This window comes from Thalassospira lucentensis, from assembly GCF_001613805.1.
Taxonomy (GTDB): Bacteria; Pseudomonadota; Alphaproteobacteria; order Rhodospirillales; family Thalassospiraceae; genus Thalassospira; species Thalassospira lucentensis_A.
Map to the genome: position 1 here is coordinate 140,345 of NZ_LPVY01000008.1, position 24,727 is coordinate 165,071.

The 24,727-nt window shown below is 56.3% G+C and carries 26 protein-coding genes; 20 read left to right on the top strand and 6 right to left on the bottom strand.

The window, feature by feature from the left end:
• Positions 1–18: 18 nt before the first annotated feature.
• Positions 19–933, bottom strand: coding sequence for a LysR family transcriptional regulator (locus AUP42_RS09210; RefSeq protein ID WP_062951163.1), 915 nt, complete (start codon positions 931–933; stop codon positions 19–21).
• A 262-nt stretch (positions 934–1,195) separates the two neighbouring features.
• On the opposite strand from AUP42_RS09210, the gene AUP42_RS09215 reads away from it, so the two are divergent.
• On the top strand, positions 1,196–2,392 hold the full coding sequence (locus tag AUP42_RS09215; RefSeq protein WP_062951164.1) for a urate hydroxylase PuuD: 1,197 nt from the start codon (positions 1,196–1,198) through the stop codon (positions 2,390–2,392).
• Between the two features lie 95 nt (positions 2,393–2,487).
• Here AUP42_RS09215 and AUP42_RS09220 read toward each other — a convergent pair whose 3' ends face one another.
• Positions 2,488–3,471, bottom strand: a complete 984-nt coding sequence (locus AUP42_RS09220; protein ID WP_062951165.1) for an MBL fold metallo-hydrolase — start codon at positions 3,469–3,471, stop codon at positions 2,488–2,490.
• A gap of 152 nt (positions 3,472–3,623) precedes the next feature.
• On the opposite strand from AUP42_RS09220, the gene AUP42_RS09225 reads away from it, so the two are divergent.
• The 18 genes from AUP42_RS09225 (at position 3,624) to AUP42_RS09310 (ending at position 19,913) form a co-directional block, all read left to right on the top strand.
• On the top strand, positions 3,624–4,520 hold the full coding sequence (locus tag AUP42_RS09225; protein ID WP_231858223.1) for a LysR family transcriptional regulator: 897 nt from the start codon (positions 3,624–3,626) through the stop codon (positions 4,518–4,520).
• 355 nt (positions 4,521–4,875) lie between these two features.
• Positions 4,876–6,150: an urea ABC transporter substrate-binding protein gene (gene urtA / locus AUP42_RS09230; RefSeq protein ID WP_062951166.1), complete on the top strand. Its 1,275-nt coding sequence runs from the start codon at positions 4,876–4,878 to the stop codon at positions 6,148–6,150.
• 116 nt (positions 6,151–6,266) lie between these two features.
• Positions 6,267–7,961, top strand: a complete 1,695-nt coding sequence (gene urtB, locus AUP42_RS09235) for an urea ABC transporter permease subunit UrtB (protein WP_156484585.1) — start codon at positions 6,267–6,269, stop codon at positions 7,959–7,961.
• Positions 7,962–7,964: 3 nt separating this feature from the next.
• Entirely contained in the window at positions 7,965–9,152 is a 1,188-nt protein-coding gene (gene urtC, locus AUP42_RS09240) for an urea ABC transporter permease subunit UrtC (RefSeq protein ID WP_062951167.1), read from the top strand.
• Entirely contained in the window at positions 9,149–9,940 is a 792-nt protein-coding gene (urtD, locus tag AUP42_RS09245) for an urea ABC transporter ATP-binding protein UrtD (protein ID WP_114122990.1), read from the top strand. Before urtC ends, urtD begins: the two co-directional genes overlap by 4 nt.
• A gap of 2 nt (positions 9,941–9,942) precedes the next feature.
• Positions 9,943–10,638, top strand: a complete 696-nt coding sequence (gene urtE, locus AUP42_RS09250; RefSeq protein WP_062951169.1) for an urea ABC transporter ATP-binding subunit UrtE — start codon at positions 9,943–9,945, stop codon at positions 10,636–10,638.
• Between the two features lie 222 nt (positions 10,639–10,860).
• Positions 10,861–11,736, top strand: a complete 876-nt coding sequence (locus AUP42_RS09255; protein WP_231858212.1) for an urease accessory protein UreD — start codon at positions 10,861–10,863, stop codon at positions 11,734–11,736.
• A 9-nt stretch (positions 11,737–11,745) separates the two neighbouring features.
• Positions 11,746–12,048: an urease subunit gamma gene (locus AUP42_RS09260; RefSeq protein WP_007088863.1), complete on the top strand. Its 303-nt coding sequence runs from the start codon at positions 11,746–11,748 to the stop codon at positions 12,046–12,048.
• Positions 12,049–12,064: 16 nt separating this feature from the next.
• Positions 12,065–12,376 (top strand): urease subunit beta, encoded by a 312-nt coding sequence (locus AUP42_RS09265; protein WP_007088864.1) that lies wholly within the window; start codon positions 12,065–12,067, stop codon positions 12,374–12,376.
• Positions 12,377–12,378: 2 nt separating this feature from the next.
• Positions 12,379–14,088: an urease subunit alpha gene (gene ureC / locus AUP42_RS09270; RefSeq protein ID WP_062951171.1), complete on the top strand. Its 1,710-nt coding sequence runs from the start codon at positions 12,379–12,381 to the stop codon at positions 14,086–14,088.
• A gap of 11 nt (positions 14,089–14,099) precedes the next feature.
• Complete coding sequence (locus AUP42_RS09275) at positions 14,100–14,720, top strand: urease accessory protein UreE (protein WP_062951174.1); 621 nt, start codon at positions 14,100–14,102, stop codon at positions 14,718–14,720.
• The gene (locus tag AUP42_RS09280; protein WP_062951176.1) at positions 14,710–15,435 is read left to right on the top strand and encodes an urease accessory protein UreF; all 726 of its coding nucleotides are present in this window, start codon (positions 14,710–14,712) and stop codon (positions 15,433–15,435) included. Before AUP42_RS09275 ends, AUP42_RS09280 begins: the two co-directional genes overlap by 11 nt.
• On the top strand, positions 15,432–16,052 hold the full coding sequence (ureG, locus tag AUP42_RS09285; protein ID WP_007088868.1) for an urease accessory protein UreG: 621 nt from the start codon (positions 15,432–15,434) through the stop codon (positions 16,050–16,052). The genes AUP42_RS09280 and ureG overlap by 4 nt, the downstream gene beginning before the upstream one ends.
• 1,028 nt (positions 16,053–17,080) lie before the next feature.
• A complete protein-coding gene (locus AUP42_RS09290) occupies positions 17,081–17,527 on the top strand; it encodes an SRPBCC family protein (protein WP_062951178.1) in 447 nt (148 codons plus the stop codon).
• Entirely contained in the window at positions 17,514–17,873 is a 360-nt protein-coding gene (locus tag AUP42_RS09295) for an ArsR/SmtB family transcription factor (protein WP_062951179.1), read from the top strand. Before AUP42_RS09290 ends, AUP42_RS09295 begins: the two co-directional genes overlap by 14 nt.
• 143 nt (positions 17,874–18,016) lie before the next feature.
• Positions 18,017–18,565: a biotin transporter BioY gene (locus tag AUP42_RS09300; protein WP_062951180.1), complete on the top strand. Its 549-nt coding sequence runs from the start codon at positions 18,017–18,019 to the stop codon at positions 18,563–18,565.
• A 74-nt stretch (positions 18,566–18,639) separates the two neighbouring features.
• Positions 18,640–19,314: an energy-coupling factor ABC transporter ATP-binding protein gene (locus tag AUP42_RS09305; RefSeq protein ID WP_062951182.1), complete on the top strand. Its 675-nt coding sequence runs from the start codon at positions 18,640–18,642 to the stop codon at positions 19,312–19,314.
• Positions 19,311–19,913 carry an energy-coupling factor transporter transmembrane component T family protein gene (locus tag AUP42_RS09310; protein WP_062951184.1) on the top strand — a complete coding sequence of 201 codons (603 nt, stop codon included), beginning with the start codon at positions 19,311–19,313 and terminating at the stop codon, positions 19,911–19,913. Before AUP42_RS09305 ends, AUP42_RS09310 begins: the two co-directional genes overlap by 4 nt.
• Positions 19,914–20,018: 105 nt before the next feature.
• Here the strand turns inward: AUP42_RS09310 and fghA are convergent, their stop codons facing one another.
• Positions 20,019–20,876, bottom strand: coding sequence for an S-formylglutathione hydrolase (fghA, locus tag AUP42_RS09315; RefSeq protein WP_062951188.1), 858 nt, complete (start codon positions 20,874–20,876; stop codon positions 20,019–20,021).
• 73 nt (positions 20,877–20,949) lie between these two features.
• Positions 20,950–22,074 (bottom strand): S-(hydroxymethyl)glutathione dehydrogenase/class III alcohol dehydrogenase, encoded by a 1,125-nt coding sequence (locus AUP42_RS09320; protein WP_062951189.1) that lies wholly within the window; start codon positions 22,072–22,074, stop codon positions 20,950–20,952.
• Positions 22,075–22,175: 101 nt separating this feature from the next.
• On the opposite strand from AUP42_RS09320, the gene AUP42_RS09325 reads away from it, so the two are divergent.
• On the top strand, positions 22,176–23,051 hold the full coding sequence (locus AUP42_RS09325) for a LysR substrate-binding domain-containing protein (RefSeq protein WP_062951191.1): 876 nt from the start codon (positions 22,176–22,178) through the stop codon (positions 23,049–23,051).
• Between the two features lie 62 nt (positions 23,052–23,113).
• Here the strand turns inward: AUP42_RS09325 and AUP42_RS09330 are convergent, their stop codons facing one another.
• Entirely contained in the window at positions 23,114–24,424 is a 1,311-nt protein-coding gene (locus AUP42_RS09330) for a type II toxin-antitoxin system HipA family toxin (protein WP_062951193.1), read from the bottom strand.
• Positions 24,424–24,711 (bottom strand): helix-turn-helix domain-containing protein, encoded by a 288-nt coding sequence (locus AUP42_RS09335; protein WP_062951198.1) that lies wholly within the window; start codon positions 24,709–24,711, stop codon positions 24,424–24,426. The genes AUP42_RS09330 and AUP42_RS09335 overlap by 1 nt, the downstream gene beginning before the upstream one ends.
• Between the last annotated feature and the right edge of the window lie 16 nt (positions 24,712–24,727).

The following is a 24,727-nucleotide window of genomic DNA, read 5'->3' on the forward strand; positions in this document are numbered from 1 at the left end:
TGGATATACGGGTTTTTATCAGCTCTTATCCCATGGCGGTGTCCCGCCAAACTCGCCTACCAGAAAATCGACAAAGGCCCGCACACGTGTCGGCAGGTAACGGTTTTCGGGATAAAGCGCGTAAACCGCATGGGCTGGCGGCGTATAATCGGGCAGAACCACCTGAAGCTGGCCGTTGCGGATATATTCGCCGACTTCCCAGTAGGATTTAAGGGCGATGCCATGCCCGTCAAGGCACCAGCGGGTCAGGACTTCACCATTGTCTGAATCCATGGATCCCGAAACCGACAGGGTCACCGGGCCTTCTTTCTGTGAGCCGAGCAGGGTCCATTGATATTGACGTGATCCCGGAAATCGCAGCAACAGGCAGTTATGGTGCAGTAAATCACCGGGTGCGCTGGGGATACCATGCCTTTTCAGATAGGCCGGGCTTGCCACCAGCATGCGTTTGTTGGCCGCAAGCTTGCGCACGATCAACGAGCTTTCCTTTAACTCGGCAATGCGAATGGCAAGGTCGACCTTGTCCTGAAGCAGGTCAAGCAACCGGTCGGAAAGGTGCAGTCTGACCTGCACATCGGGGTTTTTCTCGACAAACTTCGGAATGATCGGTGCGACATATTTATTGCCAAACGCAATCGGGCAGGTCAGCGTTACCGGGCCGCGCGTGGTGTTTTTCTGGTTGGCGATGGCGTTTTCGGCTTCCTGCATTTCGGCCAGAATGCGCAGGCAGTGCCGGTAATATACATCGCCTTCGGTGGTAAGGTTCACCCGGCGTGTGGTGCGGTTCAAAAGCCGTACACCCAGCCGTTCTTCAAGGCGTGCAATCCGGTTTGAAACAACCGCCGCCGAATGGCGCAATTCGCGCCCGGCAGCAGACAGGTTTCCAAGCTCGGCTACGCGGACAAAAATCTGAATGTCCTCAAAGTCGGACATGGGGTGCGGGCTCCTGATACAGCTTTTTTTATTTTCTGAATTTGTATTCTTCCAAATCCTGACGGTCACTGTGCCATTTTAAAAAATAACTTGAAAGTCATTTCGATTATGCACCTGCCCTTAATAATAGAGCGCCCGGATACGCTATGTTAGGACTCTGATTGGAATAATTCCGGATCAATGTGGTCAGATGTGTCGCATAACCGGCAAGGGGACAGCAGGGCAGTATGAGAGACGTCCTGCAAGACGGAGGTTTCAACGGGTGGATATTCTGTTTCAGGACTGGATCAATCTGATCCTGCGCTGGGCGCATTTGATCACCGGTATCGCGTGGATCGGTTCATCCTTTTACTTCGTCTGGCTTGATCTGAGCCTGCGCAAGCGTCCCGGCATGGACGAGGGCGTGTATGGCGAGGCATGGATGGTCCATGGCGGCGGGTTTTACCATGTCAATAAATGGATGGTCGCGCCGAAATCCATGCCGCCCGAACTGCACTGGTTCAAATATGAGGCTTATTTTACCTGGCTGACCGGTTTTTCGCTTCTGGTGACGATGTATTACTGGAGTGCCGAAAGCTATCTGATCGATCCGAATATCATGCCGCTTGGCAAATGGGATGCGATCCTGATCGGGATTGCCAGCCTGTTTGCCGGTTGGGTGATCTATGACATCATCTGCAAAAGTGCGATTGGTAAAAGTACCGGCAAGCTTGCGGTTGCATTATTCATCCTGATCATGGCAGCGAGTTATCTGTTTACCCATGTCTTCAGCGGTCGCGGGGCGTTTATTCATGTCGGTGCGATGATTGGCACGATCATGGCTGCCAACGTGTTTCGCATCATCATTCCCAACCAGAAAAAGGTCGTCGCTAGCCTGATGGCGGGCGAAAAACCCGATCCGGCATTGGGATTGCAGGCCAAGCAGCGATCCACGCATAACAACTATCTGACTCTTCCAGTTTTGCTGATGATGATCAGCAACCATTATTCGATGCTGTTTTCCCATGATCAGTCGTGGCTGATTGTCGGTCTGATCCTGATCATTGGCGGGTTGGTGCGCCATTTCTTTAACACGCGTAATGCCGGGGGCCGCGGCAAGGCGATTGCATGGCAACTGCCATCGGCTGCGGTGGGCATGGCGATCCTGGCGATGTTTGCGTCCTATGATCCCGATGCCGCCAAGCTGGCCGATCAGGAAATCATCACCGGCGATCATGCGCTGGCGATTGTTCAGACCCGCTGCACGGCCTGTCATTCTGCCAACCCGACCGATGAAGGCTTTGACGAGGCGCCGATGGGCGTAATGTTTGATGACATCGCGCAGGTCAAAGCCAATGCGCAGCGTGTTCTGGCCCAGTCCGTTATCGGGCGCGCCATGCCGCTTGGCAACATGACCGAAATGACGGACGAGGAACGGGTACAGCTGGGGCAGTGGATCCGTGCCGGGATGCCGGAATAGCTGGTTTTGTCGAAAAAGGAAATCAAAGGGCGGCCTGCGTGATGCAGGTCGCCCTTTTTCGTCTGGCGTCTTAAGCGCGGGTCGGGGAAGTCGGATCAGACGTCAGCGCGATAGTTCATCGGCACCCAGTCAAACATCGTGCTGTCTTCGATGACATGCCCAATACCCGGGAAGGCGATATGGCACCCGGCAACCAGATATTTTTCTGATACGGCTTCGGCAAAGGCAGCCTCGCGAGTGGTTATGGCCTGATCTGGATCGACATCAAACGCAATCGAGACGCCCGGTTCGTCAAACTGGATGACATCGCCGTGGGTGATGTCGCCCCAATAAACGAACTTTTCGCCTTTGCTTTCAAACCAAAGTGCACTGTGGCCCGGTGTATGACCCGGACGATGCGTTGAATTGATCAGACCTGGAACGGGTGATGCATTGGCCTCGTAAGTCGAAAGTGTACCGCTTTCGCTATAAAGCTTTGTCGATAGGACGGCCTGATCAAAATATTGCTTGGCACTTTCCGGCGCCTTGTCGCGGTTTTCAGTGCTCAGCCAGTATTCGGCATCAAGTTTCGGTACATGCACCGTGGCGTTGGGGAAGGCTTTCTTGCCGTTCATGATCAATCCACCGCTATGATCGGTGTGAATGTGGGTAATCACCACATCATCGATCTGATCGGGGTGATAGCCCGACGCGATAATATTGCCCGGCAATTTACCAAGTTCCGGTCCCAAGAGGTCGCTGGTCCCGGCATCAAGCAAAACAAGACGGTCGCCGAAATTCAGAAGATAGGCATTCACGGATGTCGATGTCGGGGTTCCCTGAAATGCATTGGCAAGGGCCGTGCGCGCATGTTCGGGGCTGGTATTCAGATACAGATCGGCAAGCGGGAACTGCCCGGTCCCATCCGAAAGTGCGGTAACTTCGACGTCGCCCACCATCAGCCGGTAATATCCGGGGGCCTGTGTGCCCACCAGTGGCGCCTTGGCCGCGGCGCGCAATGGAATAAAAACGGTGCTGGCCGTCGCCCCGATGGCAGCGGCAGCAAGCGAACCTTTAAGCATGTCTCTGCGTGACAGCATCAGAATATTCTCCCTCAATCAAATGCCGGGATTTAACCGGCAGCTTGTAACGCGATAGAGAAAGGCTATATTCCAATCAGTCAGTAATCAAATCGATGCGGATCATGGATACTATTGATCATTTCAATTTAAGGTCATTTGACCTCAATCTCATGATTGCGTTTGACGCAATGATGCAAGAGCTAAGCGTCACAAAATCTGCGGAAAAGTTGCGGATTGGGCAGTCCGCCATGAGCCACAATTTATCAACGCTCCGGATGCTGTTGCAGGATGATCTTTTTGTCCGTGTCGGACAGAAAATGCAGCCAACCGCAAAAGCACGTGCGTTGGCCGGGCCGGTTCGGGCCGCATTGACACAGGCACAAAGTGCGCTTCAGGCGACCGACAGTTTCGATCCGGACACGGCAGATCGCATTTTCCGGATCGGTATCACCGGCGAAATGGAAATGGTTCTGTTGCCGGCATTGGTGCACCATTTGCAATCAACCGCACCCGGTGTGCGTCTGGTGAGTCGTTCGATTACTGTCGAGACGGTCGATCTGATGCTAAATGCCGGGGAAATCGATCTGGCAATCGGATGTAAGGAATCCCGCCAGATCGGCGAAGTGCTGTTTGAATCCAGTGTGGCCTGTTGCTTTAACCCCGATATGTGCAAGCTGACACTGCCGCTATCTCGCGAAACATACCTTGGCGCACGCCACGCGGTCCTGTCCCAGACGGGAAATGTCGAAGGCTGCGTTGGTGATGCCTTGCGCGCAATTGGCATTGATCTTGATGTCGTTCTGGCCGCGCCGGATTTCATGCCGTTGCTTGCCGCTGCCCGGAATGCGCCGATTGTCGCGACTGTGCCGCGCAGGATTGCGGTACAATATGCGCCGTTATTTGGGCTGGTGTTCTGTGAAATGCCTATTCCGCTGAACTTTCCGCCGGTGACCATGAACTGGCCGATCTGGGCGGATAAGGATGTCGGGCTGGTCTGGTTGCGTAATCGGATCAGATCAGTGATCGGCGACATTTCAACGGATCTGCCTGCCATTGCGGCACAATGATTGACCCGCATTACTGCATATAAGCAACCCCGCCGGCGAACCGGCGGGGCGGGATGCTTCGGCCTATGGGCATTGTGGTGCAATAACCGCAGAAAGGCGAAACTTCCGCCCCTCAGATAAGGGCTGAGCGGGCGCAGGTCAACGTGATTAAAAAATAATCAAATTTTAATTAATGATCGAAAAGTGATCATTGAAATCGCGCCCAACGCAAATATTTTCCGTTTTTTGCCTGTTAAATAGTTGGATATTGCGTTGAGTCGCCGCGATTTCTGGCGCTGCAGCATATTATTCGGAATCTGGCACGATTTTAGCAAGCACCACTGCGGTGCAATAAACTCGCAGTGGAGGCAATAGAATGAATAAGAAGCTTCAGGCGCTTATGGGCGCTGGGGCCTTGGCTTGGTCGGCAATGACCATGTCAAATGCCCAGGCCGCTGATACGATTAAAGTCGGCGTTCTGCACTCTCTCTCTGGGACGATGGCTATTTCGGAAACCACGCTGAAGGATACGGTCCTGATGCTGGTGGATGATCTGAATAAAAATGGCGGCCTGTTGGGGAAACAGGTTGAGGCAGTTGTTGTCGATCCGGCCTCGGATTGGCCGCTTTTTGCCGAAAAAGCACGTGAACTGATTGAAAAAGACAAGGTCGATGTCGTGTTCGGCTGCTGGACCTCGGTCTCACGCAAGTCGGTACTGCCGGTCTTTGAAGAACTGAACAGCATGCTGTTCTATCCGGTTCAGTACGAGGGCGAGGAAAGCTCGCGCAACGTGTTTTATACCGGTGCCGCGCCGAACCAGCAGGCAATCCCGGCCGTCGACTACCTGATGAGCGAAGATGGCGGCGGTGCCGAGCGTATCGTTCTTCTGGGGACGGACTATGTCTATCCGCGCACGACCAACAAAATCCTGCGTTCCTACCTGAATGGCAAGGGTATCTCCGATGAAGACATCATGGAGAATTATACCCCGTTCGGTCATTCCGACTGGCAGTCGATTGTTGCCGATGTGAAGGCATTCGCATCCACCGGCAAGAAAACCGCAGTGGTTTCGACCATTAATGGTGATGCCAACGTGCCGTTCTACAAGGAACTCGCCAACCAGGGCATCAAAGCCGAAGACATTCCGGTTGTTGCCTTCTCGGTCGGTGAAGAAGAACTGGCTGGTATCGATACCGCGCCGCTGGTTGGTCATCTGGCTGCCTGGAACTATTTCCAGTCGGTTGAGTCCGATGCGAACTCGGCCTTCATCGAAAAATGGCATGCCTTTATCGGTGACGAAAAACGCGTAACCAACGATCCGATGGAAGCAACCTATATCGGCTTTAACATGTGGAAACAGGCTGTTGAACAGGCTGGCACCACCGATGTTGATGCCGTCCGTCAAGCCATGTATGGCCAGGAAGTTGCAAACCTGACCGGTGGTACCGCTGTCATGAACACCAACCATCACCTGTCCAAGCCGGTTCTGATCGGCGAAGTACAGGACGATGGCCAGTTTGACATCGTTTGGGAAACCGAAGGCACCGTCGTTGGCGATGCATGGTCGGACTTCCTGCCTGAAAGCGCAAAGCTGACCGCCGACTGGACCTATCCGTGGGTCTGCGGCAACTGTGAAAAACCGATGTATTGATCGGGATTGGACAGGCTGGCTGTTGATGCAGCCAGCCTGTTTTTCGTTGTCCTGATGATTGGGCAACCATTCTTTTTGCGATTTTCTGACATCCGATTTTCAAAGGCTTGGTGACCATGCGTACTGTCATGACCGCTGTCCTGTGCCGTTTCCGTGTCCGCGCGAACAATTCCCTGCCTGTCCTGTTTGCCCTGGCCGCAATTTTTGCGGTGATGGTGTTGGCGTCGCCGCGACCAGCACATGCATTTAGCGACGAAGAACTGCGCAATATAACGGAACAGCTCAACCATAAAAGTTCGACCAAAAAGGTTGAAGCAATCGAGGCCATGGCCGCCGATGGCGACCCCCGCGTCGCGCCGATCCTGAACGCGATGCTTGAAGGCAACCTGTTTGTCCGCGCCAGCGACGAACACGTCGTGATTGGCGAGAAAAAGGGCAAGGTTTGGAACCATATCGACGTCGTCAGCGGCGAGGTTGTGGGTGAAAGCGGTTCCAAGGAACTCGACAAGATCAAGATCAACAACCGTCTGCGTGGCGCGCTGCGCGATGCGTTGGCCGCCCTTAACCTGTTTAGTCAGGATATCGGCATCCGTACTGCCGCCGTCGAGCAGGTCATGGACGCCCGCGATCCGTCGATGTTGCCGTTGCTGATCCGCGCGATCGAGCGTGAGGAAGATGCGACGCTTCTGGCGCGGATGGAACTTGCACGGGCGACCATGGCGCTGGCGGCCGGTGAAACCACCGAGGAACGTCTGACCGCCATCGAAGTGCTGGCCAGCGAAACCACACCGCAAATCCGTGCGGTATTGTCGCAGTTCGTTGCCAGTGCCGAAGCCGAAGGTTACCAGCCCGAAGTCGTTGCTGCGGCCAAAGACGCCCTTGCCGAGGTTGAGGGTCGGCTTTCGATGTGGCAGACGCTGGGGGATGTATATCGCGGCATCAGTCTTGGATCCGTGCTGTTGCTTGCCGCGGTTGGCCTTGCCATCACCTTTGGCGTGATGGGCGTGATCAATATGGCGCACGGCGAAATGATCATGATCGGTGCCTATACCACCTTTGTCGTGCAGCAGATTTTTTCATCTGTCATTCCGTCGGGTTCGCCGTGGTCGTTGGTGATTGCGGTGCCTGCGGCATTCGTTGTTGCCGGTCTGGTCGGCATCGTGATCGAACGCTGCGTGATCCGGTTCCTGTATGGTCGTCCTCTTGAAACGCTACTGGCGACTTGGGGTGTCAGCCTTGTCTTGCAGCAGGCGATCCGAAGCCTGTTTGGCGCAACCAACCAGCAGGTTACCGCCCCTGATTTCATGAGCGGCGCGCTTGAGCTTTCAAGCGGCCTGGTGCTGACCTACAACCGGCTGTGGATCATCCTGTTCAGTCTGATTGTGGTGGGTGGGATTGCGATTGTGCTGCGCTATACCGCCTTTGGCCTTCAGATGCGCGCCGTCACCCAGAACCGCCGCATGGCCGGATCGGTCGGCATTCGCACCGGGTATGTCGATGCCCTGACTTTCGGGCTTGGTTCCGGGATTGCCGGGATTGCCGGTGTCGCACTCAGCCAGATTTCAAACGTAAGCCCAAATCTTGGCCAAGCCTACATCATCGACAGTTTCATGGTCGTGGTGTTTGGCGGGGTCGGCAACCTTTGGGGCACGGTTCTTGGTGCATTCAGCCTTGGCATCGTGAACAAGTTTCTTGAGCCGGTGGCCGGTGCGGTGCTGGCGAAAATCTTTGTTCTGATTGCGCTGATCCTGTTCATCCAGAAACGACCAAAGGGCCTGTTTGCCCTTAAGGGTCGCGCGGTGGAGGCCTGATACATGACCGACTATCGCACGAAATACCAAATGACGCCGGTGATCGGGTGGCTGTTGCGTGATCGCGGCGGGATGATACTGCTTGCGATCCTGATTGCGGCGTCGATCCTGATCCCGGTCGGCAACCTGATCGTGCCCGAAGGATCGGCCTTTCATGTTCCGACATGGATGATGAGCCTGCTTGGCAAATATCTTTGCTATGCGTTGCTGGCGCTTTCGGTTGATCTGATCTGGGGGTTCTGCGGGATTCTAAGCCTTGGTCACGGGGCGTTCTTTGCGCTTGGCGGTTATGCCATGGGTATGTATCTGATGCGCCAGATCGGGGACCGCGGGGTTTATGGCAACCCGGAACTGCCAGACTTCATGGTGTTCCTGAACTGGACCGAATTGCCGTGGTACTGGTACGGCTTTGACATGTTCTGGTTTGCCATTGTGATGGCGATGTTCGTGCCGGGGCTTCTGGCCTTTGTGTTTGGTTTCCTTGCCTTCCGGTCGCGGGTGACGGGGGTGTATCTTTCGATCATCACGCAGGCGATGACCTATGCGCTGTTGCTGGCATTCTTCCGCAACGATATGGGATTTGGCGGCAATAACGGCCTGACCGATTTCAAGGATCTGCTTGGTTTCTCGTTGCAGGCCGATGGAACGCGGGCGGCCCTGTTCATTGCATCCTGTGTGATGCTGGGCATCTGTTATGTCGTGGCGCGCTGCATTACCAATTCGCGTTTGGGCAAGGTTCTGATTGCGATCCGCGATGCCGAGGCGCGTGTGCGGTTTACCGGTTACCGGGTCGAATATTACAAGCTGTTCGTCTTTACCGTATCGGCCGTGATGGCCGGGATTGCCGGATCGCTTTATGTGCCGCAGGTCGGCATCATCAATCCGGGTGAATTTGCCCCGGCCCTGTCGATTGAAATCGTCATCTGGGTGGCGGTTGGCGGGCGTGGCACGCTGTATGGTGCGGTGCTAGGGGCGTTCATCGTGAACTATGCCAAGACCTTCTTTACCGGTGTGATGCCTGATTTCTGGCTGTTCTTCCTTGGCGGGTTGTTCATTGCCGTGACCCTGTTCCTGCCAAAGGGCGTGATTGGTGCGGTGCCGGCATTTGGGGCACCCGACCGGCAATCGGCGTTTAGCACCCTGCGCAAGCGTTTCCTGAACGGGCGTGCAAACGAAGGAGGCAAGGCATGAGCGAGGCAGCCGCAATCGAGATTGAAAAGGCCGAACGCAAGGCCGCCAAAGCCAATACCATCCTTTATGTCGATGGGGTTTCCGTCACTTTTGACGGGTTCCGGGCGCTCAATAGCCTGTCGTTTTATGTCGAGCCGGGCGAACTTCGCGCGATTATCGGGCCGAACGGGGCGGGCAAGACGACGATGATGGACATCATCACCGGTAAAACCCGGCCCGATACCGGCGATGTGATGTTTCGAAGCGAAGTCGATCTGACGAAGCTTGATGAAGCCGAGATCGCGAACCTTGGAATCGGGCGCAAGTTCCAGAAACCAACCGTATTTGAAAGCCATACGGTGTTTGACAATCTGCTGCTGGCCTGTTCGGGCGGGCGCGGCGTGTTTCAGGCGCTTTTCCATCGTTTGGGCAATGCCGAGAAGCTTCGCATTGAGCAGACGCTTGAAACCATCATGCTGACCGACAAGCGTGACGAGACGGCAGCCAACCTGTCGCACGGGCAGAAACAGTGGCTGGAAATCGGCATGTTGCTGATGCAGGAGCCCGAATTGCTTCTGGTGGATGAACCGGTCGCGGGCATGACGGATTCCGAAACCGAGCAAACCGCCAAATTGCTGCGATCCATTGCAACGGACCGGTCTGTTGTGGTTGTCGAACATGACATGGAATTTGTCCGCGACCTTGATTGCAAGGTGACGGTTCTGCACGAAGGATCGGTTCTGGCCGAAGGCCGCCTTGACCATGTTCAGAAAGACCCGCGGGTCATCGAAGTATATTTGGGGCGCTGATCATGCTGGATGTAGCCAATATCGATCTGTTTTATGGGGCGTCGCATGCGCTTCGCAAGGTGTCGCTTAGTGCGGAGACCGGCAAGGTCACGGCGGTTCTGGGGCGCAACGGTGTGGGGAAAACATCGCTGATGCGCGCCGTTGTCGGGCAACACCCGATTGCCGATGGCAACATCACCTGGGAAGGCAAAAACATTTCGCGTGATCCGGCGTGGCGTCGTTCGGCGTCCGGGATTGCGATCGTGCCCCAGGGGCGCGAGATTTTCCCGCTTCTGACCGTGAAGGAAAACCTTGAAACCGGGTTTGCCGCCCTTCCGCGCGCCCTTCGTCATATCCCTGACGAGATTTTTGAACTGTTCCCGGTCCTGCGTGACATGCTGGGCCGTCGTGGTGGCGATCTTTCGGGCGGGCAGCAGCAGCAGCTTGCCATCGGGCGGGCGCTGGTCACACGTCCGCGGCTTCTTGTGCTGGACGAGCCGACGGAAGGCATTCAGCCATCGATCATCAAGGATATCCAGCGCGTTATCAAACAGCTCGCGGATCGCGGCGATATGGCGATCCTTCTGGTCGAACAGTATTTTGATTTCGCCCATGAACTGGCCGACGAGATCGTCGTGCTCGAACGTGGCGAGGTGGTGCTGGCGGGGTCCAAGGATGCACTGGATCGCGAAAAGGTGCGGTCGTATCTGACTGTTTGATCAGCATTTGCCAAAATTTTGCGCATGGGTGAATTGGGGCCGGTGCGGTAAATGGCGCGATTGCGGGCTGTGCGGTTTGGCCCGCATCTTGCTGTGTTTGCCGATGGGCCAGCCGGTCTGACCACGGGTTAACCGGTTGTGCGACTGAAACATTCAGGTGGCTTTGTGCAGCTTCGCAAACTCGAAAACCCGGTTCGCAGCGATTTGAAGGCGGAACCGCAAATGTCAGACGCTTCCAACCCGATCGTCACCGACGGCCGGGCCGAGGTCGCGTTCAAGCCGGGTTCTGGGTCCGGGTATCAACCGGGTTTTGCCGCACTCGATCATCTTTATTACCGCGATCCGATGAAGATCCTGTTCCCGCGTCCGATGGCCGGGGATCTGGTGACTGCCGTTCTGGTGACGACATCGGGCGGCATGGTGGGTGGCGATCATCTGGCATTTGAAGGCCGGGTCAGGGCAGGTGCATCCGCCCTGTTTACCGCACAGGCCGCCGAAAAGATTTACCGTTCCGCCGGGCCGGATTGCGTCATGTCGGTTGATCTGGCGGCCGAAGATAACGGCTGGCTGGAATGGCTGCCGCATGAAACCATTCTGTTTGAGCAGGCGCGTCTGCGTCGCAAGACGAAGGTTTCCGTTACCGGTTCGGGGCAGGTGATGGCCGGTGAAATCATGGTGTTTGGCCGCCTTGCGCGCGGCGAGGTTTTCGCAACCGGTCTGGCACGTGATGCATGGGATGTCTCGATTGACGGGCGGCCTGTCTGGCGCGATGCGCTGCATCTGGAAGGTGATGTTTTGCGCATGCTTGATCATCCCGCAGCCTTTGATGGGGCGCGGGCGGCGGCGACCGCCATTCTGGTCGGGCAGGGTGCCGAAGAAAAACTTGATATTGCCCGCGATTGTCTGGCGCGCGCATCCGACGGTTTGATGGAAACGGATGTGTTGTGCGCGGCAACCGCGACGAAGGGAATTGTGATCACGCGTTTCATGGCGCGTGATCCGATGAAATTGCGCCGGGTTTACGGCGCGTGGTGGAAACAGTTCCGCCATGAAACACGCGGACTTCCGGCGCGGCTGCCGCGTCTTTGGGAAATTTAGGAGAACGGCATGAATCTGACGCCACGCGAAAAGGACAAATTGCTGGTTTCAATGGCCGCCATGGTGGCGCGACGCCGCCTTGAGCGCGGTGTGAAACTGAACCATCCCGAAGCCATCGCCCTGATCACGGATTTTGTGGTCGAAGGCGCGCGCGATGGCAAATCGGTTGCCGATCTGATGCGCGACGGGGCGACCGTGATCACGCGCGATCAGGTGATGGATGGCATTGCCGAAATGATCCATGAAATTCAGGTCGAAGCGACATTTCCCGACGGGACGAAGCTTGTGACCGTTCACGAACCGATCCGCTAGGTAAAGGAAACAGGCCATGATTCCAGGTGAAATCATTACCAAAGAAGGCAGCCTGATCCTTAATCAGGATCGCGAAACCAAAACACTGACCGTCGCCAATACCGGGGATCGCCCGGTGCAGGTCGGATCGCACTATCATTTTTATGAAACCAATCCGGGTCTTGATTTTGATCGCGAGGCGGCGCGCGGTTTCCGTCTTGATATCCCGGCGGGCACGGCCGTCCGGTTCGAGCCGGGCCAGACGCGCGAGGTCAATCTGGTGAAATATGCCGGGTCGGGTGTGGTCTATGGCTTTAACGCCAAAATCAACGGCAAGCTGGGAGCGTAAAAATGGCTTATGAAATTGATCGCGCATCCTATGCCGCCATGTTTGGCCCGACCGTGGGCGACAAGGTTCGTCTGGCTGATACCGATCTTTTGATCGAGGTCGAACAGGATTTCACGATCCTTGGCGAGGAAGTCAAATTCGGTGGCGGCAAGGTCATCCGCGACGGCATGGGCCAGTCGCAGGCATCGCGCGCCGAGGGATCAGTCGATACCGTGATCACCAACGCGCTGATCCTCGATTATACCGGCATCATCAAGGCCGATATCGGCATTCGCGATGGCCGTATCGCCGGGGTCGGCAAGGCCGGGAACCCCGATGTGCAGCCCGGTGTCGATATCATCATCGGTCCGGGAACCGAGGTGATTGCCGGCGAAGGCAATATCATCACCGCAGGCGGGATTGACGCCCATATCCACTGGATTTGTCCGCAACAGGTCGAAGATGCGCTGTATTCCGGCGTAACCACGATGCTGGGCGGCGGGACCGGCCCGGCGGCGGGCACGAACGCCACCACCTGTACGCCCGGCCCGTGGCACATTGCCCGCATGTTGCAGGCAGCTGACGGATTGCCGATGAATATCGGTTTCTTTGGCAAGGGTAACGCGACCCTGCCGGGGTCATTGATCGAACAGGTCAAAGCCGGTGTTTGCGGGCTTAAACTGCATGAAGACTGGGGCACGACCCCGGCGTCGATTGATACCTGCCTGTCGGTGGCCGATGACCTTGACGTGCAGGTGATGATCCATACCGATACGCTGAATGAAAGCGGCTTTGTCGAACATACCCGTGCATCGTTCAAGGGCCGCACCATCCATACCTTCCACACCGAAGGGGCGGGTGGCGGCCATGCACCCGATATCATCAAGCTGTGCGGCGAGGCCAACGTTCTGCCAAGTTCGACCAACCCGACACGTCCCTTTACGGTGAACACCATCGACGAGCATCTTGATATGCTGATGGTGTGCCATCACCTTGATCCGAAAATCCCCGAAGATGTCGCCTTTGCCGAAAGCCGCATTCGCCGTGAAACCATTGCGGCCGAGGATATCCTGCATGACCTTGGCGCGTTTTCGATCATTTCATCGGACAGTCAGGCCATGGGCCGCGTGGGCGAGGTCATTTCGCGTACCTGGCAGACGGCGGACAAGATGAAAAAGCAGCGCGGCAACCTGTCGGAAGACGGGCCGGGGAATGATAATTTCCGTGCCAAGCGTTATGTCGCGAAATACACGATCAACCCGGCAATTGCACAGGGCATTGCATCGCATGTCGGATCAATCGAGGTCGGCAAGATCGCCGATATCGTGGTCTGGAAACCGATGTTCTTTGGCGTCAAACCCGACATGATCATCAAGGCGGGCATGATTATCGGGGCGGCGATGGGGGATCCGAATGCCTCGATCCCGACACCGCAGCCGGTTCATTATCGTCCTATGTTTGGTGCCTATGGTTCGGCATTGTCGAAATCGAGCTTCTCGTTCGTATCCCAGGCCGGGATCGATGCCGGGATTGCCGCCGAATTTGGTCTGGCAAAGCAGCTTCTGGCGGTTTCGAACACGCGCAATATCGGCAAAAAGGACATGAAGCTGAACGATGCCCTGCCGAAAATGGAAGTCGATCCGGAAACCTATCAGGTTCGTGCAGATGGTGAACTTCTGACCTGTCAGCCGGTTGATCGCGTGCCGATGGCACAGCGTTACTTCCTGTTCTAGGAGCCCGGATCATGCGTCGCGCGATTGAACATATCCCGGTTAGCCAGTCCGACACATCCGAAGTGCGCGGTACGGTAACACTTGCCTTTGCCGACCGTCACCGGCGGCGCATCCGGCTGATGGATGATGCCGGGGATGCGTTCCTGCTTGATCTGCCCCATGCGGTGCGTTTGGGGGATGGCGACCGGTTGCGTCTGGTTGATGGCGGGGTGATCGTGGTGCGTGCGGCTGCCGAGGATGTTCTGACCATCACCTGTTCCGGCCCGATTGCGGCGGCCAAAATGGCATGGCATATCGGCAACCGTCATACCCCGCTTCAGGTCTTGAAAGACGGGCGGCTTCGCATCATTGATGATCATGTCATGCGCGATATGGTGCAGGGGCTGGGCGGTGTTGTTTTCGCCGAAGTCGCCCCGTTTGATCCGCTGAATGGGGCCTATCACGGGCTGGGCGGCGATGGCGGCCACGGGCATAGCCACGGCAATGATCATTTCGAAGAACCGCATGATCATGGCGATCATAATCATGACCACCGGCATGATCACGGCCATGACCATAGCGATGCGCATTCTCACGGGCATTCCCATTCTCATGCGCACGCCCATGCCATCGGGGAGCCGCATGACCACTGATCTTGATCCCCGTTCCCCCGCCAGCCTGACGCCGGGTGGTCTGATGCGGTTGATGACATGGCTTAGCCCGTCATTCCCGGTCGGGGCCTATACCTATTCCCACGGTGTCGAATACGCGGTCGAGGATCGCCGGGTCATCAGTGCCGAAAGCCTGACAACCTGGATCGAGGGGGTTCTGGAATTCGGTGCCGGGCGGATTGATGCGGTGCTGTTTTGTGCCGCATGGCGCGCGGCGCGTGCGAGGGATCTGGACGCGCTATTTGATATCGGGGTTGATGCCGATTGCTGGCGCGGGACGGCTGAAATGGCGCTGGAGGCAACGGCACAGGGGCGTGCCTTTGTCTCGACCGCCCAAAAGGTCTGGGGCGATGGCATTTTGACCCTCTGGGCCAAGCGAATGCGCGAAGATGATCGTCTGCCATCCTATCCGGTTGCGGTTGGTATTGCCGCGGCCGAGGCGGATGTGCCGCTGCGCGATGCGCTGAGCGCGTTTTTGCACGCGATGGCGGCCAATCTGGTGTCGAGTGCGGTGCGTCTGGTGCCGTTGGGGCAGACCGATGGCGTGCGGACCCTGGCGTCCCTTGACAAGGCGGTGGCGATGGCGACCGAAACTGCGATGAATACCGATCCGGTCAATCTGGGGGCGGCTGCCCCGATGGTTGACTGGACGTCGATGAAACACGAAACCCAATATACGAGGCTTTTCAGATCATGAGCTCACCCCTTCGCATTGGTATCGGTGGCCCGGTTGGTTCGGGCAAAACCGCCCTTCTGGAACGGCTGTGCAAGGCCATGCGCGACGAGTTCAATATCGCCGCGATCACCAACGATATTTACACCCGCGAGGATGCCGAATTCATGACCCGGTCGGGGGCATTGGCCGCGGATCGCATCGCCGGTGTTGAAACGGGTGGCTGCCCGCACACCGCCATTCGCGAAGATGCATCGATCAACCTTGCCGCGGTCGAGGATATGAGCGCCAAGCATCCGGGGCTTGAGGCGATCTTTATTGAATCGGGTGGCGATAACCTCTCGGCGACATTTTCGCCGGAACTGGCCGATATCACCATCTATGTCATCGATGTTTCGGCCGGCGACAAAATCCCGCGTAAAGGGGGGCCGGGCATTACGCGGTCCGATCTGCTGGTGATCAACAAAACCGATCTCGCACCGCTTGTCGGGGCCGATCTGGGGGTGATGGACCGCGATGCCAGAAAAATGCGCGGCACCCGTCCGTTCCTGTTTACGAATCTGAAGGCGATGGATGGCCTTGAAGACGTCAAGAATTTCATCATCGAGACAGGGGGGCTCCGTCAATCCGCTGCGTCCTGATGGGGATCTGGGCGCAATAATACCGGATGACGGGAGCACACAGGCCCGGCCTGAAAATGGCCGGGCCTGAACTATTTGGTCGGATGGTGGAGCACGGACGATAGCCTGCGGGCAGGCTGCATATAAAACTTTTTTCAAAAAGTTCTTGATTTGTTCTTTTATTTGTGGCATAAAAGAAAAGTCAACGGGAGAAAAGCACCCGGACCGAAACCCGCGAGGCCTTGAGCCTCGCGGGTTTTTGCGTTTGGGGCCGGATGAAAGAGGTGATCAGGATGCAGCGGGAAAGATACAGGCAGGGCGGCGGGATGCTCCGCAGGATATGGGTCGGCGGATGGCGGAGCCATTACGGCGGTATTCTGCCTGATGACTAAGGCCGAGGACTAAGGGGGCTAACCCGGTCATTTGTCATGACGGGAGAGGTGCGTGCTTTTGGAAAAGGAGCGTTGAATTTGCCGGGAGCGGCAGCGATGGCAGCAGCGGGCAGCGGTGATCTGTGACCCGACGATGGTGGACCGGTGGGGCCCGTGCGCCCGAAGTGTGTCCGGGCTTCATCGGTTGCCGGAAATGTCGGCATGGCCGGGATTGACCGGAGCGGGTAGTGGGCCAGAAGGCCGTCTGTTGGCGAGGATGGCGAACGCCCGAAATGTGTCTGGGCTCCATCGGTTGCGGGAAGACCGCCATTGTCGAAAGTGACCGGAGCGAGGGGTAAGCCCGGAGACCGTCTGTTGGCGAGGATGGCAGACGCCTGAGGTGTGTCCGGGCTTCGTCGGTTGCCGGAAATGTCGACATGGCCGAAGTGATCGGAGCGGGCCGTGAGCCCGAAGGCCGTCTGCTGGTGAAGCTGGCAGACGCCGGAAGTTTGTCCGGGCTTCATCGGTTGCGAGAAGGCCGCCATTGCCGAAAGTGACCGAAGTCGGCAGGGGGTCCGAAGGCCGTTTGTCGATGAGGATGGTAAATTAAATGCGCAACTTATGGGTTGCGTATTGGGATGTTGCATGTCAGATTAAATGCAACCGGGAGGTTGCTTAATGACCAATAGCATTGAAAAGAAAATCGAGATCAACGCTCCGCGCCAGCGTGTCTGGAGGGCCTTGACGGATCACAGGCAATTCGGAACATGGTTTGGTGTGAATATCAAAGATGCCTTTGTCGTCGGGCAGGTTTCAAATGGCCAGATCACGATTGAGGGCTTCACGCATGTGAAATGGCAATCGACCATCAAGGCGATGGAGGAACCGGCCTATTTTGCCTATACGTGGCATCCCTATGCGATTGAGCCGGAGGTGGATTACAGCAGGGAGCCGGAAACGCTCGTCGAATTCTGGCTTGAAGAAAAAGCGGGGGTGACACGGGTGACCGTGCGTGAAACCGGCTTTGACAAACTGCCAGCACACCGTCTTTCGGCTGCCTTGCAGGCCAACACAAATGGCTGGGCGTTCCAGTTGGAAAATATCAGGAAATATGTCGAAAACTGAAAATCACATGCCGGGATCTGCTGGCGATCCGGGTTTCGCCGAAATCTTTGCTGCTTTGGGCGACCCGACCCGGCTGGCGATCTTTGATCGGCTGTCGGATGGGCAGGCACGGTCAATCGCATCGCTTTCCAATGACGCGGACATGACCCGGCAGGCCGTGACGAAACATTTGCGCGTGCTTGAAATGGCGGGGCTGGTCGAAAGTCATCGGATCGGGCGTGAAAGCCGATATGCTTTTTGCCCGGATCGGTTGGCCCTTGCACGTGCGTGGCTTGACCATGTTGCGGGGCGCTGGGATTCTGCCCTGATGCGGCTTAAATCATTTGCCGAACAAAGCAGCGATTAATCCGCGACAAGTTTTTGAAACCGAAAACCTATTTGGCGATCCTTATCTCATTCCGGTAGGAATGACGCGTCATTTTCCTTGGCGGTCTGCGGTTTTGGCGCTATCCCTTCGCCGGGGAGAACGGAAGTAAGGATCGTAAAATCATGAACACAAAAGATATCGTCTATATCGCGCTGTTTGCCGCTGTGACTGCCGTGCTTGGGTTGTTTCCACCCATCACCCTGCCGATTACCGGGGTGCCGGTGACCGCGCAATCGCTGGGGCCGATGCTGGCCGGGGCAATTTTGGGGGCGCGTCGTGGCGGGCTTTCGATCCTGCTGTTTGTTGTGCTGGTTGCGCTTGGCCTGCCGCTTCTGTCGGGTGGTCGCGGTGGTTTTGGCGTTCTTCTGGGGGCGACGGGGGGCTTTATCGTTGGCTGGGTGATTTCAGCCTTTGTGATCGGCCTGCTGATTGAAAAATTCTGGGACAGGCTGAATGTCGTTAACGCGGCATTGTCGATCGCGATTGGCGGGATTGTTGTTCTGTATGCGATTGGCAATCTTTGGGTCAGCATCGTTGTTGAAATCAGTTACTGGCAGGCGACCGTTGGTGCCGCACCGTTCCTGATTGGCGATGTGATCAAGGTTGCGATTGCGACGGCGGCCTGCATGGCGGTCCGGCGCGCCTATCCCTTGATTTCCAGGGCACGCTAGGTTTTGATGGGGCGCGATCCGAAGATCGCGCCTTTTGCTGTTATTCCCTGTCTGAAATTTTGCGTCGGGTGCCGATGATCACGCTTGAAAATGTCACCGTGGAATTTGATCAGTGCCGGGTGCTTGACGATATTTCACTGTCACTTTCCGAAAAGCGGATCGGGATTGTCGGGGCCAATGGATCGGGTAAAAGCACGTTTGTCCGGCTTTTGAACGGTCTTCAGGTGGCATCGTCGGGGACTGTGCGGGTCGATGATTTCGATGCCGCCAAGGACGGGCGCAAATTGCGCCGCCATGTCGGCTTTGTCTTTCAGAACCCGGATAACCAGATCGTCTATCCGGTGGTCGAAGAAGACATCGCCTTTGGCCTGAAGGCGCTTAAACTGCCCAAGGACGAGATTGATCGTCGTATCGACGAGGTTCTGGCGCGATATGGCCTGTCGGATTTCAAAACCCATCCCAGCCATTTGTTAAGCGGGGGGCAGAAGCAGCTTCTGGCGATTTCCGGTGTGCTGGTGATGGCGCCGCGTTACATCATCTTTGACGAGCCGACCACGCTGCTTGACCTGCGCAATCGCAACCGGGTCGAACGCGCGATTGCCGAACTGGATCAGACCGTCATCACCGTTTCCCATGACCTTGATCTGATTGCCGGTTATGACCGGGTGCTGGTGTTTGAAAATGGCCGGATCGCCTGTGACGATGTCCCGGCCATCGCCATCCCCCGTTATCGGGAGATGATGGCGTGATTGCCGGACTTTACATCGATGGCAATTCCGCCCTGCACCGGGCGGCAGCGGGGTTAAAGGTGCTTGCCCTTATCCTGCTGGGGACCGGTGTTTTTCTGATCCCTGACTGGCCGGTTCTGGCGGTGGTGCTGGTGACGGTTTTTGTTCTGTATCCGGCGTCGGGTTTTGGCCCCGGCATCCTGTGGGCGCAGATCAGGCCGATATTGTGGTTGCTGGCGCTGTTCTTTGCCGTGCAGCTTTGGCTCAATGACTGGCAGGCGGGGCTTGTGGTGATTTTCCGGCTAGCCGCAATTGTTACCTTCGCCGGGCTTGTCACCCTGACGACCAGAACATCCGACATGCTGGCCGCGCTGGAACGGGCGATGAGGCCGCTGGCGCGGTTTGGGGTGAACCCGGAAAAGGTCAGTCTGGCCTTTTCGATGGTGTTGCGATTTATTCCGGTGATTGCGCAAATCGGTCATGAAATCCGCGATGCGCAACGCGCACGCGGGCTTGATAAATCGGTGCTGGCGCTTGTCGTGCCGCTGATCATCCGCACGCTTAAAACGGCGGACGATGTCGCCGATGCCATTGATGCGCGCAGCTTTGACCCGGATTAAGCCTGTTTTCGCATTTCAGAAAAAAAGACCCGGCACGCCTACAGGGACGAGGCGCGTGCCGGGTGAAAACCGCTTGGGTGCGGGTTCTGATGCGGTTACCTGATCTCAGGCGATACCAAGATGCCACGCGTGGAAACGCAGATGGTCTTCGATAAAGCTCGCGATGAAGTAATAGCTATGGTCGTAGCCTTCCTGCATGCGCAGGTTCAGCGGATAACCGGCATGGCTTGCGGCGGCAAAAAGCGTATCGGGTTTAAGTTGCTCAGTCAGGAAGCCATCGGCATCGCCCTGATCCACAAGGGCCGGTGTTTGCATATCCTTGGCGGTTGCGGCCTTCATCAGTTCCGAGCTGTCCCATTGCTTCCAGACGGATTTGTCATCACCCAGATAATTGCCAAGCGCCTTCTGGCCCCACGGGCAATTGATCGGGTTTGAAATCGGGGAAAAGGCCGTCACCGATTTGAACATGCCCGGGTTTTTAAGCGCGATCATCAGCGCACCATGCCCGCCCATCGAATGGCCGGAAATCACCGCGTCATCGGAAATCGGGAAATGATCGCGGACAAGGGCCGGAAGTTCCCTGGTCACGTAATCATACATGCGGTAATTGCGCGCCCAGGGTTCCTGTGTCGCGTTGACGTAAAAACCGGCGCCCTTGCCGAAGTCATAGGCTTCTTCTTCGTCATCGGGGACATGGTCGCCACGCGGGCTGGTGTCGGGGGCGACGATGGCAATGCCCAGTTCGCTTGCGATGCGAAACGCGCCGGCCTTCTGCATGAAGTTTTCATCCGTGCAGGTCAGTCCCGAGAGCCAGTACATCACCGGCACACGGTTGCCCTTGCCCGCCTGACGCGGCAGGAAGATGGCAAACCGCATATCGCAGCCCAGCACATCGGACCGATGGGTATATTGTTTGTGCCAGCCGCCGAATACCTTGTTGCTGGACGAATTTTCAATGCCCATTTTATTCTCCCGTTCGCCCGTCTTGCCGGAATTTTACCGGCAGGGCGGGTTTTTCGTATGAAGCCAGATGGTCTTAATAGTGGATGACCGAACGGATGCTTTCGCCTTCATGCATCAGGTCGAAAGCTTCGTTGATGTCTTCAAGCTTCATGGTGTGGGTGATGAAATCGGACAGTTTGAATTCGCCCTTAAGGTAGCGTTCGACATAATCGGGCAGTTGCGAACGGCCCTTGACCCCGCCAAAGGCGGTGCCGCGCCAGACGCGACCGGTGACAAGCTGGAACGGACGGGTCGAGATTTCCTGACCGGCACCGGCGACGCCGATAATCACCGACTCCCCCCAACCCTTGTGGCAGCATTCAAGGGCGGAACGCATCACATTGACATTGCCGATGCATTCAAAGCTGTATTCAACGCCGCCATCGGTCATCTCAACGATGACGTCCTGGATTGGCTTGTCGAATTTTTGCGGGTTGATGGTGTCGGTCGCGCCAAGCTGTTTGGCGAGTTCGAATTTCTTTTCGTTGATATCAATGGCGATGATGCGGCTGGCACCCGCCATTTTGCAGCCGATGATGGCCGAAAGGCCAATCCCGCCAAGACCGAAAATCGCAACGCTGTCACCCGGTTTGACCTTGGCGGCGTTGGTGGCGGCCCCCATGCCGGTGGTGACACCGCAACCCAGCAGGCAGACTTCTTCAAGCGGGGCGGTTTTGTTGACCTTGGCAATCGAGATTTCCGGCAGAACCGTATATTCCGAGAAGGTCGAGCAGCCCATATAGTGATAGATCGGCTTGCCATTCTGCGAGAAGCGCGTGGTGCCGTCGGGCATAAGGCCCTTGCCTTGGGTGGCGCGGATTTTCTGGCACAGGTTGGTTTTGCCCGATTTGCAGAATTTGCATTCGCCGCATTCCGGGGTGTAAAGCGGGATCACGTGATCGCCGACCGCAACGCTGGTCACACCTTCGCCGATTGATTCAACAATCCCGCCGCCTTCATGGCCAAGGATGGCGGGGAAAATGCCTTCGGGGTCGTCGCCCGACAGGGTAAAGGCATCGGTGTGGCAAACGCCGGTGGCAACAATGCGCACACGGACTTCGCCAGCCTTGGGCGGGGCGACCTGAACGTCTTCAATCGATAGCGGCTTGCCCGCTTCCCAGGCAATGGCGGCTTTGCAGGTGATGGTTTGGGCGCTCATGTCGCTCCTCCGGCTTGAATGATTTACTGCCAACAGTTTATTTATTTCCCCTGATCTGATAATCCGGTATTTCGGTAAATGACTTTTACGGTGATGCAATAATGAATGCGTGGGACGGGATCAGCGAATTCGTTGCCGTGACGGAGCGCAAAAGCTTTACGGCAGCCGCCAAGCAGCTTGGCATTTCCGTGGCCCAGGTCAGCCGCCAGATCACCGCGTTAGAAGAAAAGCTTGGCGTGCAGTTGTTTTACCGCACCACGCGCAAGGTTAGTGCTACCGAAGCCGGGCAGGTTTATTACCAGCATTGCCGACAATTGCTGGATGGTTTGCAGGATGCGGAACGGGCAATCGGTACCCTGACACAGGTGCCGCGTGGCAAGCTTAAACTGACCGCGCCCACCACCTACGGCGAAACCGTGATTGCGCCGCTGGTGAATGATTTCGTCGCGCGATATCCGGAACTTGAAGTCCAGTGCCGCTTTACCAACCAGAAACTTGATCTGGTGCTGGAAGGCTATGACATGGCGATCCGGCTTGGGCGGCTGGATGGCACGACCGGCAGTTTGATGAGCCAGCAGCTTTCAACCCGACGCCTATATGCCTGTGCATCGCCAGCCTATCTTTCCAAACGTGGAGAGCCGCATTCGCTTTCGGAGCTTGCGCGGCATAACTGCCTTGTCGGGACGCTGGATTACTGGCGGTTTGAGGAAGACGGCCGGGAACGCACCATCCGCATTCATGGCTCCATCCATGCCAATAGCGGGCAGGCGTTACTTGATGCCGCGCTAAAGGGCATCGGCATTGTCCAGTTGCCGGATTATTACGTCGATCCGTGGATCGCCAGCGGTGATCTGATCCCGGTCCTGTCCAAATTCCAGCCGACCGATGAAGGTATCTGGGCGCTTTACCCGACCAACCGGCACCTTAGCCCCAAGATCAGGATGCTGGTGGAGCATTTGGGGCGGTATTTGGGGTAATTTTTGTTACCGAACGGTATCATTTATCCTGAAATCGAGGGAATGATACCGTTCGGTATCACTCAATGGTTCTGGCAGCGCGATTTAATGTCTTCCAGGGCGAGATCAAGCAGGCTTGTGTCCGCAATTGTTCCACGCGTGGCTTGGCGCAGTTTGGTTGCTGCTTTTTCGGTTAGCTTGGAGAGTGTTGCAAGTTCGTCGATCACCAGCTTTGAGCTGATATTGATATCGGATGCAAAAGATTCCCAATGTTCACGGCCAAGCAGTTTCGGGTTGCGTTCGCCACCGATGGACATGGCGAGGAGAATGCGTTGCTCTTTGTAAAAATTACGAAATGCTGCGGCGTTATTGAGGTCATAAAGCGGGGCGAGGCGCACACCGCCAGCCTGCCAGATCAGGCTGTAATTTTTGGCATGTGCATCAGGATTGCCGACAAGATATTGGAAAATGGCATATCGTAGCAGCAGCAGTTTATCGCGGGCAGGATCGCGGCTGAAATCCAGCGCGGCAAACATTTTTTTCCAGTCTGGGCCACCATCGCGCTCGTATTTCTGATGCGGAAAATATCCAAGCGCCTGACAGAAATCTTCCTGATGCAGGCGGGTCAAATATCGTTGGCCGGATCTTTCGCGCAATGTCCGGTCGTATCGTGCGACAAGCATGAAAATCTGATCTTCTGCTTGCAAAATGTGTGACCGTGGGCAGGGAAGCCCGATTTCACGGGCGATTTTAAGGCAATAATGTTCGACGCGGATCGATTCCGGAAGGCCCTGAATATCGGTCTTGAGGATGTGGGAACTTGGTGTATTGCCATGCGGCAGGGCAATCTTTTCGCCGGTTCGAATAACAACGGCCTTGTCATGCACGCCTGCCAGCGAAATGCGGACTTCGCCCTGCGCATCAACGAATAGGGGGCGTGCAGGCAAATCGCGGATGTGCCTGGCAAGTTCTGCTTCGTCTAGAATTCGATATTCCGGATGGGTTGTATCTTCGGGGGTTTCAACAGTACCAGTTGGGGCGATGGATACCGCCCCCGCACAATCCTTGCCAAGGGCAAATAACATTGCAAATTCGTCATCTGCGGCGATGTCGTGATCTTTGCTTAAAACAAGAGCGAGTTTTCGACGGGTCAATTTGTTGTCTGGCAGCAGCCCGGCAAAGAAAGGCCCGCATTCAGCATCATCAAACCAGTGATTTTCACCCGCTTGGGTCGGCACCGGCAGGCGAAGGGATAGTTGGTGATTTACGGTTTGATCGGTGGCAGATCGGTGAATGTGATCGGGACTATAGCGGAAGCGCAGGTCACCATTATCGTCGGTGCCAAGTGTGCCGATTTCGATGCCGTGCAACCGAACAGAGGCTTCCTGCGTCATTAAAGCCCCTCGTCAATGTCGATAACGCCGGATAGATCGTTTGGTGTTGCGCTGGTCTGAAGATCGGTCAGAGATAAAGGGCTGCCCAGTAAAACAAACAGGCGAATGATCATGTCAATTGGCGGGGTGCTGCTGCCGCGCTCGAATGACGATAGCCATTTTCGGCTGTAGCCGATAAGGGCTGCGGTCTGGCTTTGGGTAAGGCCGCGCTGCTTGCGTAATCTGCGCGCGGCCTCCCGAATATCGTCGATGTTTCGAATGATCATGATGTCACCGAACAGTTTCATTCTTACCTGAGACAAG

Bases quoted from the DNA above. Each gene is read 5' to 3' on its own strand.
- AUP42_RS09210 (WP_062951163.1), bottom strand. From the start codon at position 933: ATGTCCGACTTTGAGGACATTCAGATTTTTGTCCGCGTAGCCGAGCTT.
- AUP42_RS09220 (WP_062951165.1), bottom strand. From the start codon at position 3,471: ATGCTGTCACGCAGAGACATGCTTAAAGGTTCGCTTGCTGCCGCTGCC.
- AUP42_RS09225 (WP_231858223.1), top strand. From the start codon at position 3,624: ATGATTGCGTTTGACGCAATGATGCAAGAGCTAAGCGTCACAAAATCT.
- urtA (WP_062951166.1), top strand. From the start codon at position 4,876: ATGAATAAGAAGCTTCAGGCGCTTATGGGCGCTGGGGCCTTGGCTTGG.
- urtB (WP_156484585.1), top strand. From the start codon at position 6,267: ATGCGTACTGTCATGACCGCTGTCCTGTGCCGTTTCCGTGTCCGCGCG.
- urtC (WP_062951167.1), top strand. From the start codon at position 7,965: ATGACCGACTATCGCACGAAATACCAAATGACGCCGGTGATCGGGTGG.
- urtD (WP_114122990.1), top strand. From the start codon at position 9,149: ATGAGCGAGGCAGCCGCAATCGAGATTGAAAAGGCCGAACGCAAGGCC.
- urtE (WP_062951169.1), top strand. From the start codon at position 9,943: ATGCTGGATGTAGCCAATATCGATCTGTTTTATGGGGCGTCGCATGCG.
- AUP42_RS09255 (WP_231858212.1), top strand. From the start codon at position 10,861: ATGTCAGACGCTTCCAACCCGATCGTCACCGACGGCCGGGCCGAGGTC.
- AUP42_RS09260 (WP_007088863.1), top strand. From the start codon at position 11,746: ATGAATCTGACGCCACGCGAAAAGGACAAATTGCTGGTTTCAATGGCC.
- AUP42_RS09265 (WP_007088864.1), top strand. From the start codon at position 12,065: ATGATTCCAGGTGAAATCATTACCAAAGAAGGCAGCCTGATCCTTAAT.
- ureC (WP_062951171.1), top strand. From the start codon at position 12,379: ATGGCTTATGAAATTGATCGCGCATCCTATGCCGCCATGTTTGGCCCG.
- AUP42_RS09275 (WP_062951174.1), top strand. From the start codon at position 14,100: ATGCGTCGCGCGATTGAACATATCCCGGTTAGCCAGTCCGACACATCC.
- AUP42_RS09280 (WP_062951176.1), top strand. From the start codon at position 14,710: ATGACCACTGATCTTGATCCCCGTTCCCCCGCCAGCCTGACGCCGGGT.
- ureG (WP_007088868.1), top strand. From the start codon at position 15,432: ATGAGCTCACCCCTTCGCATTGGTATCGGTGGCCCGGTTGGTTCGGGC.
- AUP42_RS09290 (WP_062951178.1), top strand. From the start codon at position 17,081: ATGACCAATAGCATTGAAAAGAAAATCGAGATCAACGCTCCGCGCCAG.
- AUP42_RS09295 (WP_062951179.1), top strand. From the start codon at position 17,514: ATGTCGAAAACTGAAAATCACATGCCGGGATCTGCTGGCGATCCGGGT.
- AUP42_RS09300 (WP_062951180.1), top strand. From the start codon at position 18,017: ATGAACACAAAAGATATCGTCTATATCGCGCTGTTTGCCGCTGTGACT.
- AUP42_RS09305 (WP_062951182.1), top strand. From the start codon at position 18,640: ATGATCACGCTTGAAAATGTCACCGTGGAATTTGATCAGTGCCGGGTG.
- fghA (WP_062951188.1), bottom strand. From the start codon at position 20,876: ATGGGCATTGAAAATTCGTCCAGCAACAAGGTATTCGGCGGCTGGCAC.
- AUP42_RS09320 (WP_062951189.1), bottom strand. From the start codon at position 22,074: ATGAGCGCCCAAACCATCACCTGCAAAGCCGCCATTGCCTGGGAAGCG.
- AUP42_RS09325 (WP_062951191.1), top strand. From the start codon at position 22,176: ATGAATGCGTGGGACGGGATCAGCGAATTCGTTGCCGTGACGGAGCGC.
- AUP42_RS09330 (WP_062951193.1), bottom strand. From the start codon at position 24,424: ATGACGCAGGAAGCCTCTGTTCGGTTGCACGGCATCGAAATCGGCACA.
- AUP42_RS09335 (WP_062951198.1), bottom strand. From the start codon at position 24,711: ATGAAACTGTTCGGTGACATCATGATCATTCGAAACATCGACGATATT.